This window comes from Streptomyces lucensis JCM 4490, assembly GCF_014650035.1.
Lineage (GTDB): Bacteria > Actinomycetota > Actinomycetes > Streptomycetales > Streptomycetaceae > Streptomyces > Streptomyces lucensis.
On record NZ_BMUE01000002.1, the window covers coordinates 144,431 to 161,121 of the forward strand.

Below are 16,691 nucleotides of genomic sequence, written 5' to 3' on the forward strand. Positions count from 1 at the left end.
ACACGTGCCGCACTGTGGCCACACGTGCCGCATGACACCACATGCCGCACATTGGCCGAACTCCCGCTCATGCCCGCTTCATTACGGGGTACTGGGCTTCCGGTGTCCCGAAGTGACCCGGAGGAGGAGCCACCCCGATGACCGTGACGACCCCGCAGCCGACGACCGCGACGACCTCGCAGCCGAGAGCCACCATCCCCGCCTCGTCCCCGTCCCTGCGCGTCCCGCGGCCCGGTACCACCCAGACCCCGGCGGCCGAGACCACGCCAGAGACGGCGGCCGGGACAGCGGCCGGGACCGCGGTCGAGGACGCCGGCTGGCGGGAGCTGACGGACGCGGTGCGCGAGGTGGGCCTGTATCCGACCGGGGAGCAGGCGGAGCGGGTGACTCGCACCGTTCTGACGGCGCTGGGCGGCCACGTCACGGGCGAGGAACGGGTGGCCCTGGCGCAGGCCCTCCCACGGGAGGCGGGCCGGGTGATCGCGTCCCAGATCCCCGCGGCGCAGGCGCTGACGGCGCGGGAGTTCGTGGAGTCGGTGGCGGCCCGCATCGAGGGCTCGACCCCCGCGACGGCCCGCTGGGACGTCAGCTCGGTCCTGACCGTGCTGGCGGACCGCATCGGCGAGCCCCTGACAGCCCGCGTCCTGTCCCAGCTCCCGCCGGGCTACGCCCTCCTCTTCGGCCGAGCGGAACTGTCACCGACGGCCTGACGCACGGCTGGCGGCCGGTGAGCGGGTGGCCGCTGCGTCACGGGCAGAGGGCGCCGCACGACGGAGGAGCGGCGCCCGCCCCCGCCCGTCCTCAGACGCGCCCGAGCGGCCGGAAGGGCCCTTCCGGAAGCTCGACCGCGATCGCGTCCCCGGGCCGTACGACGCCCCCGGCCAGCACGACCCCCATGATGCCGCTCTTGAAGACGACCTCCCCGTCCTCGTCGCGCCCCACGACCTCCTTCAGCAGCCCGTACTGGAAGTCGTCGATCTGCGCGCACGGGTACCGCACCCCGGTCACCTCGACCACGGCCTCGTCCCCGATCCGCAGCACGGCTCCGGTCGGCAGCCCGATCAGGTCGATCCCCCGGGTGGTGATGTTCTCCCCGAGGTCGCCGGCGACCACCTGGAACCCGGCCTTGCCGACCTCCTCGAACAGCTCCTCGTGGATGAGGTGCACCTGCCGCAGGTTCGGCTTGGCCGGATCCTGCTTCACCCGGACCTGATGCTTGACGGTCACCCCGGCGTGCACGTCCCCCTCCACCCCGAGCCCCGTGAGCAGGGTGATGCTCTCCCGGTTGGGCTTGGAGAAGGAGTACTCCCCGTTGCTGCTGACGGCCGTGACTGCCGCACCCATGCCAACCCCCGCGCGTTGTGCTGAACAGGACAGAGTCAGAGCGTAACTTCCGCACTACACAGGGGTCTCGTGTCTGGGCCGACCTCGGGAAGAACTCATGTGAGAGGTCGCCCGACGATCACGCACCGCTCGTGCCCAGCTCGGGCGACGGCGCTGCCCCCTCGGGCGGGGCTACCAGCTCACGCTGGTACCAGGTGCCGTGCTTGCCGCCGAGATCGGCAGGACCGGCCGGACCGACGGGCACGAACCCGGACTTGACCAGTACCGCCCGGGAGGCGACGTTCCCACTGGCGGCAGCGGCCCGCAGCGTCCGCACCCCGTGCCGCTCGGCAGCCAGCCGGCACAGCTCCCCGACTCTGGCGGTCGCCACGCCGCGCCCGGCGACGCGCTCAGCGACCCGGTAGCCGAGTTCCGCGGTGTGGTCCTCGATGTCCACGAGGTTGAACCTGCCGAGCACCGAGCCGTCATCGTCGACGAGCACGTAGAAGGCGCAGACACCGGCCTCCTGCTCGGCCAGCAGCGCGCTGAACCGCTCGGCGAACCGGCTGAAGTAGTCGTCACCCCGGTCGGAGATCGAGGCGGCGAAGTAGGCACGGTTCTGCAACTCGAACGCCAGGACCGCGGGGGCGTGATCGGCATGCAGCTGCTTCAGCTCGGGCACCCGGCCAACGTTACCGATGCGGTGCGGTGGGACCACCTGAGTTTCCGGCGGGGTGGAGGCATTGACGTGTCCTGTCGGCGTCATCGGCGCTTGCGAGCCCTGGCAACCTGCAGCAGTTGCTCGGTCTCGCGGACGACGAAGTCGGCGCAGGCGTCGACCGCGTCGTCGTAGTGGACGACGTCTCGGAAATCGTCGTCGTAGATTCCGACCTCCCTCTCCTTCAGGTACGGCTGCGGGCCGCCCGCTCGCTTGTCATAGGAGTAGAGCTGCCAGTCATCGACCAGCTCAGGGGAACGGCGCAGGCGGTGGGCCACGAGTTGCGCCAAGTCCGTCGGCAACGGGTGAGGCAGGCCTGTCTCGTCAAGTAACTGCAGGACGCTCTTCGAGCCCCGCTTGTAGTTACGCGGAAGGTATAGAAGCTGGTCGATCCAGCTGTCGTGGTCAGACATCGCGACAGTATGTTGCTGTCGAATCAGGGCGGACAAGGCGGCGCGCCCGCCCCCCGCTGGCGCGTCCCACTGGCTCACTGGGGTCTGGCCAAGCCGACCGAAGCCGCCCTGCTGTGCGTCAGTGACCTCGTCGCCAACGTGCTCGACTACGCGGGTCCAGGCACTCCCCTCGCTGGGGGGAAGCTGACCTCAAGGCGCACCCGCAAGACCCCGACCGTCTCCGGGTGGCCTGAGGAGCCGGGGCTCAGCGCAGCGCCAGGTCGCCTCGCTTGAGAGCGTGTGTGAAGGCCTGCCAGGTCTGGGCCCGGACGCCTATCGGGGAGTCACCCTGACACTTCGAATCGCGTACGAGAGTGCGGTCTCGGACATACGCGCACTCGACGCACTCGGTACCGCTGCCGCCGCTGTAGGACGACTTGAACCACTGCTGTTCCGAGGGTGCTGTCATCAGAGCTCCTTGCTTATGCGGTCAATGATCTCGGCCGAGGACTCGGCGTCGAGTGCCTTCGGACCCCGTAGGACGGCGAAGCCGCCAACTGCCGCTGTATGCGCCCCTGATGAGAACGACAGCACCTGGACCGTGACAAGTGGGCGCTGCGACAAATTGAGCAGGTGCTGAAGCTGCTCACGCATGACGTCACGGCCTCCTACCTGGCGCCGTAGAGCAGCCGCATCGATGACGCACCAGCGTCGGCGCACCGCTGTGACGGGTCACCCGGTTGCGATCGCCGAGTATGTCCAGACCTCCGCAGGGATCTCGTGCTTCAGCTTCCACGTGATCGCCATCGGCTTGCTCCCGGTGTGCTCCACGTACTCGGCGGGACCCAGCAGCATCCACGGCTGTGCGCCGCCTATGTCCGTGTTCTTGTGACGGCGGACGAAGAGCAGCACGTGGCTGCCCCCCGTGGCGTGGCGCTGGTAACGCAAGCCGGTTGGCGAGGTATCCGAGATCGTGTTCTGGGACTCCCAGTGGAAGAGGGACTCGCTCAAGGCGTAGTCGTGGTACCGGGTCTGTGGGGAGAAGTCCTTCTCGTCCTTCTCCAAGGTGATGAGCAGCGCGTCGGTTCTCACCGACTCGCACCACCTCACGCCTTCCCGGAAGTCTCCCGGCATGAAGCCGCCGATGGCGGACTGGCCGAGGGCGGGCAGGATTTCCTCGCGGGTGTAGGAAGCGTGCACGGTGAGGGGGATGCCGGCCTGGCCGCCCACTCCCAGGAGCGGGATGGGGACGTGTTCCGTGCGGGCGAGGTTGTACTCGAGTACCTGACGCAGTTCGCTTCTCACCGCGTCGTGCCTGCGCAGCATCGCGAACCCGGCGTCATAGCGTGCGAACCCCTTCCGCGTAACGCCACCGAGCGGCCACAGCTGGAAGAAGAGCATGCGAGCGTATGCCTGCCCCTGCTCGTCGAGCTCGCTGTACGCGGGGGCGTCATCTTCCAGCATGCGGGTGTAGGCGGCTACGCGCAGCGGGTCGTCCACATGCAGGAAGGAAGCAACGCGCTTGAGCAGCGCTGCCTCACCCTCGGGTGCGTCACCCTTGAGCAGACCGGAGCGGCGGAGGAGGCCGGTCCAGGAGTTGCCGTTGCCGCGATACAGCTCCTTCAGTTCGCGACCGCTCTCGGACAGGTAGCGGCTGAGTTTCGGCTCGGCGTAGTCAGCGACCTCACGGGCCAGCACCGTCACGTTGACGCCGATCTGCTCCTTGATGTTGGCGATGATGATTCTCTTCGCCTTCTCCTCAAGGATGATCTGGCAGCCGGAAGGCAGCTGGGGGAAGTCGTGCTCGATGTTGTCGAGGAGGCGCTTACGGGTCAGGTTGGTGAGCGCCCGGAACTGGTTCTCGAAGCGGAATTCCTTGCGGTGCTGTCCGATGAAGTCCAGCACCGTGAGGACCGCCTTGTCCTCAGAACGGCGGAGCCCCCGGCCGAGCTGCTGGAGGAAGACGGTGGCGCTGGAGGTCGGTCGGAGCAGGAGCAGCGTGTCCACGTCCGGGATGTCGAGCCCTTCGTTGAAGAGGTCGACCGAGAAGATCACCTGTAGCGCCCCTGATCTCAGGTCGGTCAGGGCCTGCTTGCGCTGCTCTGCGGGAGTCTCACCGGACAGGGCGACGGCGTTGAGGCCGGCGGTACGGAAGGCTTCCGCCATGAAGTGCGCGTGCGGCACCGACACGCAGAAGCCCAGCGCACGCATGGCACCGGGTTCAACGATCTTCTCCCTGACTGCCTTCACGACCAGCTTCGCGCGCCTCACGTCGCTCGACAGCTGGTTGCTCAGCGAACCGGGGTCGTAGGCCCCGCGCTTCCACTCCACGGTGCTGAGATCGGTGTTGTCGCTGATCCCGAAGTAGTGGAAGGGGCTGAGCAGGTCGTTCTCCAACGCCTCCCACAGCCGCATCTCGGCAGCGATCCGGCCATCGAAGAACTCGTCCTGGATGTTCCTGCCGTCCATGCGCTCCGGCGTAGCCGTGAGCCCCAGCAACTCCAACGGTTCGAAGTGGTCCAGGATCTTCCGGTAGGTCGGTGCCGTCCCATGGTGGAACTCGTCGATCACGATCACGTCGAAGTGATCGGGTGCGAGCCGGTCGAGAGCCCGCGCGTTCAGGGACTGCACGCTGGCGAACACGTGCGTCCAGCGCTCCGGGATCTCACCGCTGTGGAGGGACTCGCCGAAGTGCGCACCTACCAGGACGTCCTGGTAGGTGCGAAGGGACTGCTGCAGTATTTCCTTGCGGTGAGCGACGAACAGCAGCCGCAGGTCACGGTCGTGCTTCCTGCGCAGTTCCTTGTAGTCGAGAGCAGCCATGACCGTCTTGCCGGTGCCGGTGGCGGCGACGAGAAGGTTGCGGTGCCTGCCGTGTACCGCCCGCTCGACCTGCAGCCGCTCCAGCATGTCGCGCTGATGCGGGTACGGCCGTACCTCGAGACCGGACAGTGTGATCCTGCGTTCGGCGGCGGTGGCCGACGACGATCCGCCCGCGATCGCCAACGCCTCCTGCAAGCGGTCGCCGTCGGCGACCGGGTCGTACGTCTCGAAGGACGGGTCACTCCAGTACGCGTCGAAGGTGGCCTCGAACTTGCGCAGTACGTCCGGTGTGGCAACGGACGACAGCCGTACGTTCCACTCCAAGCCGTCGAGCAACGCGGTCTTGGACAGGTTGGAGCTGCCGACATAGGCGGTGTCGTAGCCGCTCCTGCGGCGGAAGAGCCAAGCCTTGGCATGGAGTCGCGTGGACCGGGTCTCGTAGTTGACCTTGACCTCGGCGTTGAACTCCTCGACCAGCCGATCGAGGGCACGCCGCTCGGTCGCACCGATGTAGGTAGTCGTGATGACGCGGATCGGCACGCCTCGCTCGTGGGCCGCCCGCAGCGAATGCTCTATGACCCGCAGGCCGTGCCACTTGACGAAGGCGCAGATGAGGTCGACACGGTCAGCCGTGGCAAGCTCGGCGCGCAGCTCGAAGCCGAGGCTCGGGTCCTCGGGCGCGTTGGTGATGAGCGCCGTCTCGGAGAGCGGGATACCGGGCCGGACGGCATAGACGCCCGGTGCCTCCTGCCGCGTGAGGGCGAGCAACTGGCGGGGCCCCTCGGCGACGAGGTCCACCCACTCCCGGGCACCGTCCAGCGTGCTGATGGACTCGAGGATGTGGTTGGCGGCGTAGACCCGCTCGCCGGCCGGGACGTTCTGCAGCACGCGCTGAACGGTGCCCGCGACGTGCCTAGCGAGCACGTGCGGTACGGATTCGGGGCCCACCGTGTCACTCACGGGATGCCAGCCGGCGCCGGCGAGCTCCTCCAACTGCTGCGCGAGACGCAGGGTGATGAGCTGTTCGTACAGCCCATCGGACAGGCTGGAGGTGGTTCGCTGGTTCCCGGACATCCGCGCGTACCCCCGTTGGCCACGTCGATGGGCGATGCACATGTGTTGTAGCAGGGGGTACTGACAGAGCTTGAGCCGGGTGGACCGCGCACGTGTCCTACCGCCTGGTGGACTCGGCAAGGAGACGCCGACCGGTCACAGTAGTGAGAGGACTCCCAGGCCGATCCCGAAGGCCATGGAGAACACGCACCACACCAGGTTCGCCGTGGGCGAGTACGACTTCGCTGTGCGGATCACCACCGCGCGCCGCGGGTCCTCCGGGTCGTAGCGCAGGATCACCGGAGTGCCGCGGTACAGGGCGTTGGGGGAGTCGCAGTTCAGGGGCACCTGGCGGTAGGTCTGCGTGGTGGGGGCCGCGGGGTGGCCCAGGGGCGGGGCCTGGTAGCGGATCTGGGGTGGGTGGTACGACGTGCCGACGCGGCGGGGGGAGTTGGCCACCTCACCCCTTGTCCGGACGCCCCGCGCACCGAGCCGGGCCAGGGACCGGCGGGCGCGCAGGGCGGCGTGGGTGCCGTGGGCGCCGATGAACGTCCAGAAGGCGGAGAAGAGGAGAAGGGCGGTGCGCCAGGGCTGGGACATGGCAGGTCTCGCCCCCTTCGCCTCGCTCCGGTGGGCCAGTTCCTCAGACGGCTGTCGCCGGGGGCGGCGTTCCGTGGCAGTCGCCGTAGCTGCGGCCCGCCCCGCACCAGCAGTCCGCCCCCCGCTGGGGCGGCCACGCGACCGCCCGCCCCCGTGCCGCCAGCGTCGTCGCGTACTGCGGCAGCAGAGCGGTGTCCTCGGGGGACGAGCCCTCCGAGGCCGCGAAGGCCTCGTAGGACGGGACCGTGCCCGTCACGATGCCCAGGTTGGGGGTGCCGGAGGAGGCCAGTTCGCGCAGGGACGCCTCTATCGTCGACAGGTGGGACTCGTGGGAGTCGTACTCCGTGGAGAGGGCCGGGTACGCCGACAGGAGTTCCGTGAGTTCGGGGGCCGGCCAGTGCAGGACCGCGACCGGGAACGGGCGGGACAGGGCCTCGCGGTAGGCGCCCAGTTCCGCGCGCAGGCGCTGGATCTCCGCCTCCAGCTCCGCCGGGTTCTCCGAGCCCAGGGACCAGACGCGCTTGGGGTCGTGGAGTTCGTCCAGGGTGATCGGGGAGGTGTGGAGGGTGTCCGCCAGGGTGTCCCAGTCGTCGTGGGGCAGGCCCCGCATGCGGCGGACGCGGTGGCGGCCGTAGAGGAGGGGATGGGTGGGGTGCGGGGGTTCCGTCCCCTCGGGGAGCAGGAGCGTCGCCGCCTCCGTGAAGGCCGCCTCCGCCGCCTCCAGCTCGTCGTGGGCCTCCAGGGCCTCGGCCACGATCACCCAGGGCGCCGGGTCGCGCGGTGCGGTCGCGCGGATGCCGTCGATGATCGCCCTGGCCTCGGCCTCGTGGTCGTACTCCCAGAGGTTGGACGCCTTCAGGGCGCGGACCAGGGAGGGGTTCGCCAGGCCTTCGGCGGTGGACAGCAGGCGGTCGTAGAGCGCGGTGGCGGCGGGGCGGTCGCCGGACAGTTCCAGGTGGGCCGCGGCTCGCAGCAGCAGGGCCTCGGCGTCCTCCGGGTACAGTCCGGCGGTCCGCTCCAGGCGTGCCGCCTCGGCGGTGTGGTCGACGTTCTCGGCAGGCGTGTCGGGGCGCATGGGGGACACCGTACTGCCGAGCGGTGACGGGAGGGAGTATGCGCTGGTGGCCGGCGCCTCCCGGGGGGAGAAGGTGTGGGCATTCGCCGGTGCCGCGGTGGCCGCCGACCGTACTCTGACACCAGGCACCGAACCACTGGAGGCGGGTGTGGAGCGCGGTGAGCTGATAGCGGGGCGTTACGAACTGCTGAAGCGGCTGGGCCGGGGCGGCATGGGGGAGGTGTGGGCCGCACGGGATCGCACTCTCCACCGTGACGTCGCGCTCAAGTCGCTCGATCTCGACGCCGCCGTACATCCGGAGCTGCCCCAGCGGTTCGAGCGCGAGGCGGTGGCCGCCGCGCAGGTCAACCACCCCAACGTGGTCGCCCTGTACGACCGGGGCGTCCACGAGGACCTGCTGTTCCTGGTGATGGAGAAGGTCGAGGGGCTGACGCTCAGCGAGTACATCCATGCCGAGAGTCCCGTGCCCCTGGGGCGCGCCCTTGAGATCGCCGAAGGCATCTGCACGGCGCTGGTGGCGGCACATCAGGCCCGCGTCATCCACTACGACATCAAGCCGCACAACGTGATGCTCACCCCGGACGGGCAGGTGAAGGTCGTCGACTTCGGGATCGCGGGGTTCGTCCAGAGCGCGTTCACCCTGGCGCGTTCCTCTCAGCTGACGCCGGCGGGCACCCCGGAGTACGGCGCCCCGGAACAGTTCCTCACCGAGCGCGGTGACGAACGCTCCGACCTGTACGCGCTCGGCGGGGTGCTGTTCGCCCTGCTCACCGGTCAGCCGCCCTTCACCGGCCACAACGGCCTCGCGGTCATGCGGCGCAAACTGGACGAGGAGGCGCCACGCGCCGATGCGCTCCGCCCCGGCCTGCCGCCCGCGGTCGCCGACCTGGTCGCCGAGCTTCTGCACCGCGATCCGCGGCGACGTCCCGCGTCGGCGCGGCTCGTCCGGGAACGGCTGCGGGAGTTACGTGCCGCTCTCGGACCGTCGGAAGAGGGCACGTCGGACCTGCCCCCCACGAGGGTGCAGCCGCCGCGCACGCGTCGCGCGGACGGCACGCGGCAACCGCTCGACCGGGGCGGGCCGTTCACCGTTTCCTGGACCGGGGAGGAGCCTCTGTCGGCATACGCCGACTCCCGGAAGGTGCGGCGGGCGGCCATCGGGCTCGGGATCGCGTTGGCAGTGGGGCTGGCGGGCGCCCTCGTCCCGGTGATCCTGAAGCCCGGTGAGACGCTGTCCGACGAGCCCGGCAACGGATGGATGGCCATGCTCGTGGTGTTTGGCGTCATCGGCGTCTTCAGCCTTCTCATGCTCCTCGTGCAGGCCGCCTGCCAGTTTCCGCGCGTCACGTCCCCCTGGACGCTCCAGATCGGGCCGCCGGGCATCAGGACCACTCACGGACCCGACAGTCGCGAGTACCGATGGAACCAGGTGCAGACGTATGCCACCGAGGAAGTCACCAATGACGCCGGCAACTGGTGCAACGCCGGCCTCTACGTCAAGTTCCTGAAGGGCGACAAACGCAGGGATCTGGACCGGTACCGTCCGGCAGGGTGGCCGTTCCCGCGGCGTGCGATGAAACGGGATGGGATGCTCCCCGTCTGCGTCCTCGGGCCCATGACGGAACAGCAGCGGGCCGCGCTCGACGACGCCCTCGCCCGGTACGCCCGGGGCAAGCGAGCCGGTGAGGCCTGGGGGACGTAGGAAGCGGGCGGGAGTCCGGCGGGCTCACGTCGCCGGACCCCCCGTGCTCAGCGCGTCCACCCCCATCCGGTCCGTCTCCTCCGGGTCGCCGCCCAGGCGGTGGACCACCACCCATCTGCCGTCCGCCATCGCCCCGGCGAACACCGAGGCGTGCCGGGTCGCGCCGTTGTGCCAGTGCACGGGGCCCGCCGTCTGCCACGAGGGCGCCGGGTCGCCCAGCCGCCGTTCCACCACCAGCCGGACCAGCAGGTCGGCGACCGCGCGCGGGGTCGCCCACAGGCCGCCCGCCGGGAGGATCGCCCCGGTCATCGTCCAGGGCCTGCGGGGGCGTCCGAAGAGTCCGGGGGCGGCCAGGCGGCGCTCCGCCGGCGGGCGGGCGGTCACCTCATGCACGTCCAGCGGGCGCAGGACGTGTTCGGCGACCAGTTCCTCGTACGGCGTGCCGGCCGCGTCGGCCAGCGCCTCGCCGAGCACGGCGTAGCCGAGGTTGGAGTACTCCTCCTCCCGGCCCGGCGGGCGCAGCAGCAGCCCGTCCAGGCGGCCGAGCAGCCGGTGCAGGGCGGGGCGGTCGAAGTCCGCGTACGGATCGCGGCGTGCGGTGCCGGGCGGCAGGCGCGGGAGGCCGGAGGTGTGCTCGGCCAGGTGCCGCAGTGTGATGCCCGTGCCGCGGGGTGCGGGCAGCCAGCGTTCGAGGGGGTCGTCGATGTCCAGCAGGCCCGCGGCGGACATGCGGGTGAGCACGGTGCCGGTGAGCACCTTCGTGAAGGAGCCGATCTCGACGAAGCGGTCCACCGCGTGGCCGTCGCCGGTCCGGGGTGGAGCCGCGTCGCTGAGGACGCAGGTCGGGATGCGGTGCACGGAGGGCAAGTAGATCTCATCGGGTATAAAGGGCGGGTACAGGTGGGGTGTTGACGCGTGGAGAGGGAGGGAGTCCTATGCACAGGCTCGCCGGGTCCCGTCGTCTCGCGCCGCTGCTGCTCCTGTTGCTGCCGGTCCTGCTGCTCGACACCGCCGGTCTCTCCGCGGCCGTGGCGCTCGCCGCGACCGCCGCCGCCGGGTCCGCGCTCATCGCCTGCGCCCTGCTGGCCGCCCGCTCCGTGCCCGCCGTGCCGCCCACCCGGGTGCGTACGGCACTGCGCGACCGGGCCCGGCGTACGGCCTTCCTGCCCCAGCGTGATCCCGACGCGCCCGGCCGGCGACGGCCCAGGGCACCTGGGCACGCCCTCCCGGCGACCGCCGCGTAGGGCACGTACTCCCACACGCGTGACCCCGCGCGGGTCGTCATGCCGAACTTCGCTCCTTTTCGGTACGACGAGACCCCCGGAGGGCTCATCCATGTCCGTCTTCTCCGCTTTCGCCCACGTTGTCGAGTACTTCGCCGACCTGCTGGAGCCGGTCTTCCACGGCTCCGCGACCGCCGCGGCGATCGTCCTGTTCACCGCGCTCGTACGGCTCCTCGTCCACCCCCTGTCCCGGGCCGCCGCGCGCGGCCAGCGGGCCCGCGCCGCGCTGCAGCCGAAGGTCGCCGAGCTGCGCCGCAAGCACGGCAAGGACCCCGAGCGGCTGCGGCGGGCGGTGCTGGAACTGCACGCCGAGGAGAAGGTGTCACCGCTGTCCGGCTGCCTGCCCAGCCTGCTCCAGATGCCCGCCTTCTTCCTGCTGTACCACCTCTTCTCGGGCGGCGGCGCGGGTGACGGGCTGCTCTCGCACCGGCTGTTCGCGGCGCCGCTCGGCGGGCGGTGGTCCGACGCGCTCGCCGACGGCGGGGTGTTCGGGCCGGCCGGGCTCGTCTACCTCGCGCTCTTCGCCCTCGTCGCGGCCGTCGCCGCCTTCAACTACCGGCGCACGAAGGAGATGGCGGCCGGGAACCCGGTCATGGCCGAGGGGGAGCAGGTGCCGGGGCTCGGCGCGGTCAACCGGATGATGCCGTTCATGTCGTTCTTCACGCTCGTCACCGCCGCGGTCGTCCCCCTCGCCGCGGCGCTGTACGTCGTCACCAGCACGACGTGGAGCGCGCTGGAGCGGGCCGCCCTGTACCGGTGAGGTGCGGGCGGCCGGAAAGGTGAAGGCGTGGTCCAGTACGTGAACATGGTCTTGCGGACTGGATCGGGCGCTTGGAGGATCGACCAGCCCTCCGATGACCGCACCCATCGGCCGGGCGCGCCGCGCGATCGAGGGAGATTGTGACCATGAAGCTGCTGCGAGTCGGTACGGCCGGAGCGGAGCGGCCCGCGCTGCTCGACGCCGAGGGGACCCTGCGGGACCTGTCGGGGATCGTGGACGACATCGACGGGGCGCTGCTCGCCGACGACGGCGCGCTCGGCCGGATCCGGGCGGCGGCCGGCACCGGGGAGCTGCCCGTGCTGGAGGCGGACGGGCTCCGGATCGGCCCTCCCCTCGGCCGCATCGGCAAGATCGTGTGCATCGGGCTGAACTTCCACGACCACGCCCGCGAGACGGGCGCCGAGCCGCCCGCCGAGCCGGTCGTCTTCTTCAAGGCGCCGGACACGGTCGTGGGGCCGAACGACACCGTGCTGGTGCCGCGCGGGTCCGCCAAGACGGACTGGGAGGTGGAACTGGCCGTCGTCATCGGCCGTACGGCCCGCTACCTGGAGTCCGCCGAGGAGGGGCTCGCGCACGTCGCCGGGTACGCGGTCGCGCACGACGTCTCGGAGCGGGAGTTCCAGATCGAGCGGGGCGGGACCTGGGACAAGGGAAAGAACTGCGAGACGTTCAACCCCCTCGGGCCCTGGCTGGTGACGGCGGACGAGGTGCCGGACCCGCAGCGGCTGCCGCTGAGGCTGTGGGTCAACGGGGAGCTGAAGCAGGACGGGAACACGGCCGAGCAGATCTTCCCGGTGGGGGAAGTGGTGAGCTACGTCAGCCGGTTCATGACGCTGTATCCCGGTGACGTCATCAACACGGGGACGCCGGCGGGAGTCGCGCTGGGCCGGCCCGAGCCCAAGCCGTTCCTCAGGGCCGGGGACGTGGTGGAGCTGGAGATCGAGGGGCTCGGGCGTCAGCGGCAGGAGCTGAAAAACGCCTGACGCTCCGCGGGGACGCACCCGGGAGTCACCGGGGGGACCGGCCGCCGGCCGCCGCCTGCCGGCCGCGGGCGGTCCGTGGCCGTCGCGCGGTTCCCCGGGCCCCTGGGCACGTCCCGTCAGGCCAGCAGGGCGGCGAGCCTGCGCCACGCCTCGCGCGGCAGGCTGTCCCGCGTGCCGCCGTCGACCACCTGGAGGGCGACGTGGTCCGCGCCCGCCTCGTGGAAGGCGGTGATCCGCTCGCGGATCCGGTCGTCGTCGCCCCAGGCGTACAGCGCGTCGATCAGACGGTCGCTGCCGCCGGCGGCCAGGTCGTCCTCGGTGAAGCCCAGACGCAGGAAGCTGTTGGTGTAGTTGGGCAGGGCCAGGTACATCGCCAGGCTCTCGCGGGCCAGGGCGCGGGCCCTGACCGGGTCCGTCTCCAGTACGACCTTGAACTCCGGGGCCAGCAGCGGCTCCTCGCCCAGGACGCCGCGGGCCTCGGCGGTGTGCTCCGGGGTGACCAGGTACGGCACCGCGCCCGCCGCCCGGTCGGCGGACAGCTGCAGCATCTTCGGGCCGAGGGCCGCCAGCACCCGGCGTCCGGCCGGGACCCCTGCCTCGTCCAGCGCGTCGAGGTAGGCGGCCAGGGACGAGTAGGGGCGTCGGTACTGGTCCGCGAGCTTGGCGTGGCTCGCGCCGAGGCCGAGGAGGAAGCGGCCGGGGTGGGCCGCCTCCAGCTCGGCGAAGGCGGCGGCGCTCGCGTCGGCGTCGTACTGCCAGATGCTCTGGATGCTGGTGCCGACCGCCAGTCGGGACGTCGCCTCCAGCAGCGGTGCGGCGTGCCGTGCGGCGCTGCTGCCGCCGAGCCAGGCGGCGCCATAGCCGAGCTGTTCGAGTTCCGCGGCGGCCTCGCCGATCCCGCCGCGCAGGGCAGGGTCCTCCGAGCGCAGTCCCACGCTCCAGACGCCGTACCGGCCGATCCGCTCCTTGGCGGTCCTGGCGTCCTTGGCGGTCCTGGCGTCCTCGGCGGTGCTCGCGTTGCTCGTCGACTCGCTCATCGGGGTCCTTCCCTCCGGGTGGCTGCCGTGCCGTGATCTTCGCGCACGCCGGTGCCAACCGGAGGGAGCCGCACGGTAATCCCGCGGCCGGGGTTCAGATGCCGAGGAACCGCTCCAGCGCCTCCACCACGAACCGGTGGTCCTGGAGCTGGGGCAGCCCCGACACCGTCACCGTGCCGACGACGCCGACGTTCTCCACGGTGACCGGGAACGAGCCGCCGTGCGCCGCGTAGGTGTCGGGGTCGAGGCGGGAGGACTCCTCGAACGTCGTGCCCTTGGCGCGGAAGCGGGCGCCCACCAGGTACGAGGAGGCGCCGTAGCGCTCCGTCACCCGGCGCTTGCGGGTGATCCAGGCGTCGTTGTCCGGGGTGGAACCCGGCAGCGCCGCGTGGAAGAGCTGCTGGCCGCCGCGGTGGATGTCGATGGCGACCGGGGCCTGGCGCTCCCTGGCCAGCCCCACCAGGAGCGAACCGAGTGCCCAGGCGTCGTCGTAGGTGAACTGCCGGAAGACCAGGCGGCGTTCCTGCGCCTCCAGCTCCTCCACGCTCGGGGTGATCTCGGGGACGAACTTCGGGGTGATCTGCGGGTGGTGCATCAGAGGGTCACCGTCACCTTCTCGCGGGCGGACCGGCGGGCCGCCTCCAGGACGTCGAGGGCCGAGGCCGCTTCGAGCGCGGTCACCGGATTGGGGCCGGCGCCGGTCACGGCCGCCGCGACGGCCGCGTAGTAGGCGGGGTAGTCGCCGGGGAGGGTCGGTACAGGCCGGCCGCCGCCGGTCGCCGGGGACTCCCCGGCGCCGATGCGGCCGTACAGGGCCTCGTCCTCCTCGCCCCAGGACGCACCCGGCCGCGCGCCCTCCCGCAGCGCCGCCTCCTGCGGGTCGAGGCCGTACTTGACGTAGCCCGCCCGCGAGCCCAGCACCCTGAAGCGCGGGCCGAGCTGGGCGGTCGTCGCGGAGACGTGGAGGTGGGAGCGGACACCGCTCGCGTGGGTCAGGGCGATGAAGGTGTCGTCGTCGGTCTCGGCGCCGGGGCGGCGCACGTCCGTCTCGGCGTACACCTCGGCGGCCGGGCCGAAGAGGACCAGGGCCTGGTCGACGACGTGGCTGCCGAGGTCGTAGAGCAGGCCGCCGATCTCCGCCGGGTCGCCGGACTCGCGCCAGCCGCCCTTGGGTCGCGGTCGCCAGCGCTCGAAACGGGACTCGAAGCGCCACACGTCACCGAGTTCGCCCTTCTCCACCAGCTCCCGCAGGGTCAGGAAGTCGTTGTCCCAGCGGCGGTTCTGGAAGACCGACAGCAGCAGTCCGCGCCGCTCGGCGAGTGCGGCCAGTTCCCGTGCCTCGGCCGCGGTGCCCGCGACCGGCTTGTCGACGACCACCGGCAGGCCCGCCTCCAGCGCGGTCCTGGCGAGCGGCACGTGCGTCCGGTTCGGGGAGGCGACGACGACCAGGTCCAGCTCGCCGGCGCGGTCGAACAGCTCCTCGGGGGCGCGGACGACGCGCACGTCCGGGAACTCGGCGCGGGCCTGCTCCTGCCGCTCGGGGTTCGAGGTGACCACCGTGTCCAGGGTGAGGCCCTCGGTGGCGGCGATCAGCGGGGCGTGGAAGACGGATCCTGCGAGGCCGTAGCCGATCAGGCCGACGCGGAGGGGCGTTGCAGTCATGCCCCCTACTTTCGCAACGCTGTTGCCAAAGTGCAAGCGGTGGGCAGAATAGGTCGCGTGAACAGGACGAAGAGCGGTCAGGCCGGAGCCAATCTGCTGGCGGTGCGGTCGCACAACGCCGCGCTCGTGCTCGACCTGCTGCGCGGCGCCGGGGCGGAGGGCATAAGCCGGCTGGAGCTGGCCGAGGGGACCGGGCTGACCCCGCAGGCCGTCAGCAAGATCACCGCACGGCTGCGCGAGGAGGGCCTCGCCACGGAGGCCGGGCACCGGGCGTCCACCGGCGGCAAGCCGCGCACCGTGCTGCGGCTGGTGCCGGACGCCGGGCACGCGGTGGGGGTGCACCTGGACCGCGACGAGCTGCGCGCGGTGCTGGTGGATCTCGACGGCGTGGTGGTCGGGGAGCGGCGCGGGGCGCTGGACCTCGGGGCGGGGGCCGGGGCCGTGCTCGGGGTGGTCGCCCGGGAGACGACGGGACTGGTCGCGGACGTCCTCGGCGGCGCCGGGCCCGCAGACGCGGGTTCGCTGCTCGGCATCGGGGTCGCGCTGCCCGGTCCGCTCGATCACACGCGGGGTGTGTTGCACCGGGTCACCGGGTTCCCGCAGTGGGACGGGTTTCCGCTGCGGGACGCGCTCGCCGAGCGGCTCGGGCTGCCGGTGGTGGTGGACAAGGACACCAACGCGGCGGCCCTCGGACTGTCGGTGGCCGGCGAGGGCGGCTCCTTCGCGTACCTGCACCTCGGCACGGGGCTGGGGGCCGGGCTGGTGATCGGCGGCAGCGTGCACCGGGGGCCGCGCACCGGGGCGGGGGAGTTCGGGCACCAGGTCGTCCAGCTGGACGGGCCGCCGTGCGAGTGCGGGAACCAGGGGTGCGTGGAGGCGCTGTGCCTGGCGGCCGTCGGCAGGGGCGACGCCCGGGAGGCCGCACGGGTGCTGGGCGTGGCGGCCGGGAACCTGGTGGGGCTGCTGGACTTCGACCGGGTGCTGCTCGGCGGGCGGACCGTGGCCGCGGCTCCGGAGGCGTTCACCGGCGGCGTCGCCGAGGTGCTGGCCGCCCGGACACGGCGGGAGAGCGTGCTCGGGGGCACGGTCCCGGTGCGGCTGGCCCCCGGCGGGGACCGGGTCGTCGCGGAGGGCGCGGCACAGCTGCTGCTGGCACCGCTCTTCGGGCGGGCGGACGGCTGACGGAGGGACCGGTCGGTCCGCCGATCGGGCGGACCGCGTCGACTCCCCGGAGTGGCCTCCCCGGCTTCCACCCCCAG

18 protein-coding genes are annotated in these 16,691 nt (G+C 71.5%); 6 read left to right on the top strand and 12 right to left on the bottom strand.

Annotation, left to right across the window (positions count from 1 at the left end):
* Positions 1-137: 137 nt before the first annotated feature.
* Complete coding sequence (locus IE177_RS04815; protein ID WP_190013476.1) at positions 138-710, top strand: DUF2267 domain-containing protein; 573 nt, start codon at positions 138-140, stop codon at positions 708-710.
* Between the two features lie 91 nt (positions 711-801).
* On the opposite strand, the gene IE177_RS04820 is transcribed toward IE177_RS04815, so the two are convergent.
* The 8 genes from IE177_RS04820 to IE177_RS04855 form a co-directional block, all read right to left on the bottom strand.
* Positions 802-1,344 (bottom strand): MOSC domain-containing protein, encoded by a 543-nt coding sequence (locus IE177_RS04820; protein ID WP_190013477.1) that lies wholly within the window; start codon positions 1,342-1,344, stop codon positions 802-804.
* A 118-nt stretch (positions 1,345-1,462) separates the two neighbouring features.
* Complete coding sequence (locus IE177_RS04825; RefSeq protein ID WP_190013478.1) at positions 1,463-2,005, bottom strand: GNAT family N-acetyltransferase; 543 nt, start codon at positions 2,003-2,005, stop codon at positions 1,463-1,465.
* An 80-nt stretch (positions 2,006-2,085) separates the two neighbouring features.
* On the bottom strand, positions 2,086-2,454 hold the full coding sequence (locus tag IE177_RS04830; protein WP_190013479.1) for a hypothetical protein: 369 nt from the start codon (positions 2,452-2,454) through the stop codon (positions 2,086-2,088).
* Between the two features lie 244 nt (positions 2,455-2,698).
* Positions 2,699-2,902 (bottom strand): DUF397 domain-containing protein, encoded by a 204-nt coding sequence (locus IE177_RS04835; protein WP_190013480.1) that lies wholly within the window; start codon positions 2,900-2,902, stop codon positions 2,699-2,701.
* A complete protein-coding gene (locus tag IE177_RS04840) occupies positions 2,902-3,153 on the bottom strand; it encodes a Scr1 family TA system antitoxin-like transcriptional regulator (protein WP_229815900.1) in 252 nt (83 codons plus the stop codon). Before IE177_RS04840 ends, IE177_RS04835 begins: the two co-directional genes overlap by 1 nt.
* A 12-nt stretch (positions 3,154-3,165) precedes the next feature.
* Entirely contained in the window at positions 3,166-6,330 is a 3,165-nt protein-coding gene (locus IE177_RS04845; protein ID WP_190013481.1) for a DEAD/DEAH box helicase, read from the bottom strand.
* 135 nt (positions 6,331-6,465) lie between these two features.
* On the bottom strand, positions 6,466-6,909 hold the full coding sequence (locus IE177_RS04850; protein WP_190013482.1) for a DUF3592 domain-containing protein: 444 nt from the start codon (positions 6,907-6,909) through the stop codon (positions 6,466-6,468).
* 43 nt (positions 6,910-6,952) lie between these two features.
* Positions 6,953-7,984, bottom strand: coding sequence for an SEC-C domain-containing protein (locus tag IE177_RS04855; protein ID WP_190013483.1), 1,032 nt, complete (start codon positions 7,982-7,984; stop codon positions 6,953-6,955).
* Here IE177_RS04855 and IE177_RS04860 point away from each other — a divergent pair.
* Entirely contained in the window at positions 7,983-9,686 is a 1,704-nt protein-coding gene (locus IE177_RS04860; RefSeq protein WP_190013484.1) for a protein kinase domain-containing protein, read from the top strand. The genes IE177_RS04855 and IE177_RS04860 overlap by 2 nt on opposite strands.
* A gap of 24 nt (positions 9,687-9,710) precedes the next feature.
* Here IE177_RS04860 and IE177_RS04865 read toward each other — a convergent pair whose 3' ends face one another.
* A complete protein-coding gene (locus IE177_RS04865) occupies positions 9,711-10,544 on the bottom strand; it encodes a serine hydrolase domain-containing protein (RefSeq protein ID WP_190014082.1) in 834 nt (277 codons plus the stop codon).
* A gap of 77 nt (positions 10,545-10,621) precedes the next feature.
* Between IE177_RS04865 and IE177_RS04870 the strand changes: the two genes are divergently transcribed.
* The 3 genes from IE177_RS04870 (at position 10,622) to IE177_RS04880 (ending at position 12,733) form a co-directional block, all read left to right on the top strand.
* Positions 10,622-10,930 carry a DUF6412 domain-containing protein gene (locus IE177_RS04870; RefSeq protein ID WP_190013485.1) on the top strand — a complete coding sequence of 103 codons (309 nt, stop codon included), beginning with the start codon at positions 10,622-10,624 and terminating at the stop codon, positions 10,928-10,930.
* Between the two features lie 91 nt (positions 10,931-11,021).
* Complete coding sequence (locus tag IE177_RS04875) at positions 11,022-11,729, top strand: YidC/Oxa1 family membrane protein insertase (protein WP_190013486.1); 708 nt, start codon at positions 11,022-11,024, stop codon at positions 11,727-11,729.
* Between the two features lie 146 nt (positions 11,730-11,875).
* Entirely contained in the window at positions 11,876-12,733 is an 858-nt protein-coding gene (locus tag IE177_RS04880; RefSeq protein ID WP_190013487.1) for a fumarylacetoacetate hydrolase family protein, read from the top strand.
* Between the two features lie 116 nt (positions 12,734-12,849).
* On the opposite strand, the gene IE177_RS04885 is transcribed toward IE177_RS04880, so the two are convergent.
* The 3 genes from IE177_RS04885 to IE177_RS04895 all read right to left on the bottom strand — a co-directional run bounded on the left by IE177_RS04885 (position 12,850) and on the right by IE177_RS04895 (position 15,432).
* Positions 12,850-13,770 (bottom strand): LLM class F420-dependent oxidoreductase, encoded by a 921-nt coding sequence (locus IE177_RS04885; protein WP_190013488.1) that lies wholly within the window; start codon positions 13,768-13,770, stop codon positions 12,850-12,852.
* A 94-nt stretch (positions 13,771-13,864) separates the two neighbouring features.
* Positions 13,865-14,365: a heme-degrading domain-containing protein gene (locus IE177_RS04890; protein ID WP_190013489.1), complete on the bottom strand. Its 501-nt coding sequence runs from the start codon at positions 14,363-14,365 to the stop codon at positions 13,865-13,867.
* The gene (locus IE177_RS04895; protein WP_190013490.1) at positions 14,365-15,432 is read right to left on the bottom strand and encodes a Gfo/Idh/MocA family oxidoreductase; all 1,068 of its coding nucleotides are present in this window, start codon (positions 15,430-15,432) and stop codon (positions 14,365-14,367) included. The genes IE177_RS04890 and IE177_RS04895 overlap by 1 nt, the downstream gene beginning before the upstream one ends.
* A 57-nt stretch (positions 15,433-15,489) precedes the next feature.
* Here IE177_RS04895 and IE177_RS04900 point away from each other — a divergent pair, with 57 nt between their 5' ends.
* A complete protein-coding gene (locus tag IE177_RS04900; protein ID WP_229815901.1) occupies positions 15,490-16,614 on the top strand; it encodes an ROK family transcriptional regulator in 1,125 nt (374 codons plus the stop codon).
* Positions 16,615-16,691: the final 77 nt, after the last annotated feature.

Bases quoted from the DNA above. Each gene is read 5' to 3' on its own strand.
- IE177_RS04815 (WP_190013476.1), top strand. From the start codon at position 138: ATGACCGTGACGACCCCGCAGCCGACGACCGCGACGACCTCGCAGCCG.
- IE177_RS04820 (WP_190013477.1), bottom strand. From the start codon at position 1,344: ATGGGTGCGGCAGTCACGGCCGTCAGCAGCAACGGGGAGTACTCCTTC.
- IE177_RS04830 (WP_190013479.1), bottom strand. From the start codon at position 2,454: ATGTCTGACCACGACAGCTGGATCGACCAGCTTCTATACCTTCCGCGT.
- IE177_RS04835 (WP_190013480.1), bottom strand. From the start codon at position 2,902: ATGACAGCACCCTCGGAACAGCAGTGGTTCAAGTCGTCCTACAGCGGC.
- IE177_RS04845 (WP_190013481.1), bottom strand. From the start codon at position 6,330: ATGTCCGGGAACCAGCGAACCACCTCCAGCCTGTCCGATGGGCTGTAC.
- IE177_RS04850 (WP_190013482.1), bottom strand. From the start codon at position 6,909: ATGTCCCAGCCCTGGCGCACCGCCCTTCTCCTCTTCTCCGCCTTCTGG.
- IE177_RS04860 (WP_190013484.1), top strand. From the start codon at position 7,983: ATGGGGGACACCGTACTGCCGAGCGGTGACGGGAGGGAGTATGCGCTG.
- IE177_RS04855 (WP_190013483.1), bottom strand. From the start codon at position 7,984: ATGCGCCCCGACACGCCTGCCGAGAACGTCGACCACACCGCCGAGGCG.
- IE177_RS04870 (WP_190013485.1), top strand. From the start codon at position 10,622: ATGCACAGGCTCGCCGGGTCCCGTCGTCTCGCGCCGCTGCTGCTCCTG.
- IE177_RS04875 (WP_190013486.1), top strand. From the start codon at position 11,022: ATGTCCGTCTTCTCCGCTTTCGCCCACGTTGTCGAGTACTTCGCCGAC.
- IE177_RS04880 (WP_190013487.1), top strand. From the start codon at position 11,876: ATGAAGCTGCTGCGAGTCGGTACGGCCGGAGCGGAGCGGCCCGCGCTG.
- IE177_RS04885 (WP_190013488.1), bottom strand. From the start codon at position 13,770: ATGAGCGAGTCGACGAGCAACGCGAGCACCGCCGAGGACGCCAGGACC.
- IE177_RS04890 (WP_190013489.1), bottom strand. From the start codon at position 14,365: ATGCACCACCCGCAGATCACCCCGAAGTTCGTCCCCGAGATCACCCCG.
- IE177_RS04895 (WP_190013490.1), bottom strand. From the start codon at position 15,432: ATGACTGCAACGCCCCTCCGCGTCGGCCTGATCGGCTACGGCCTCGCA.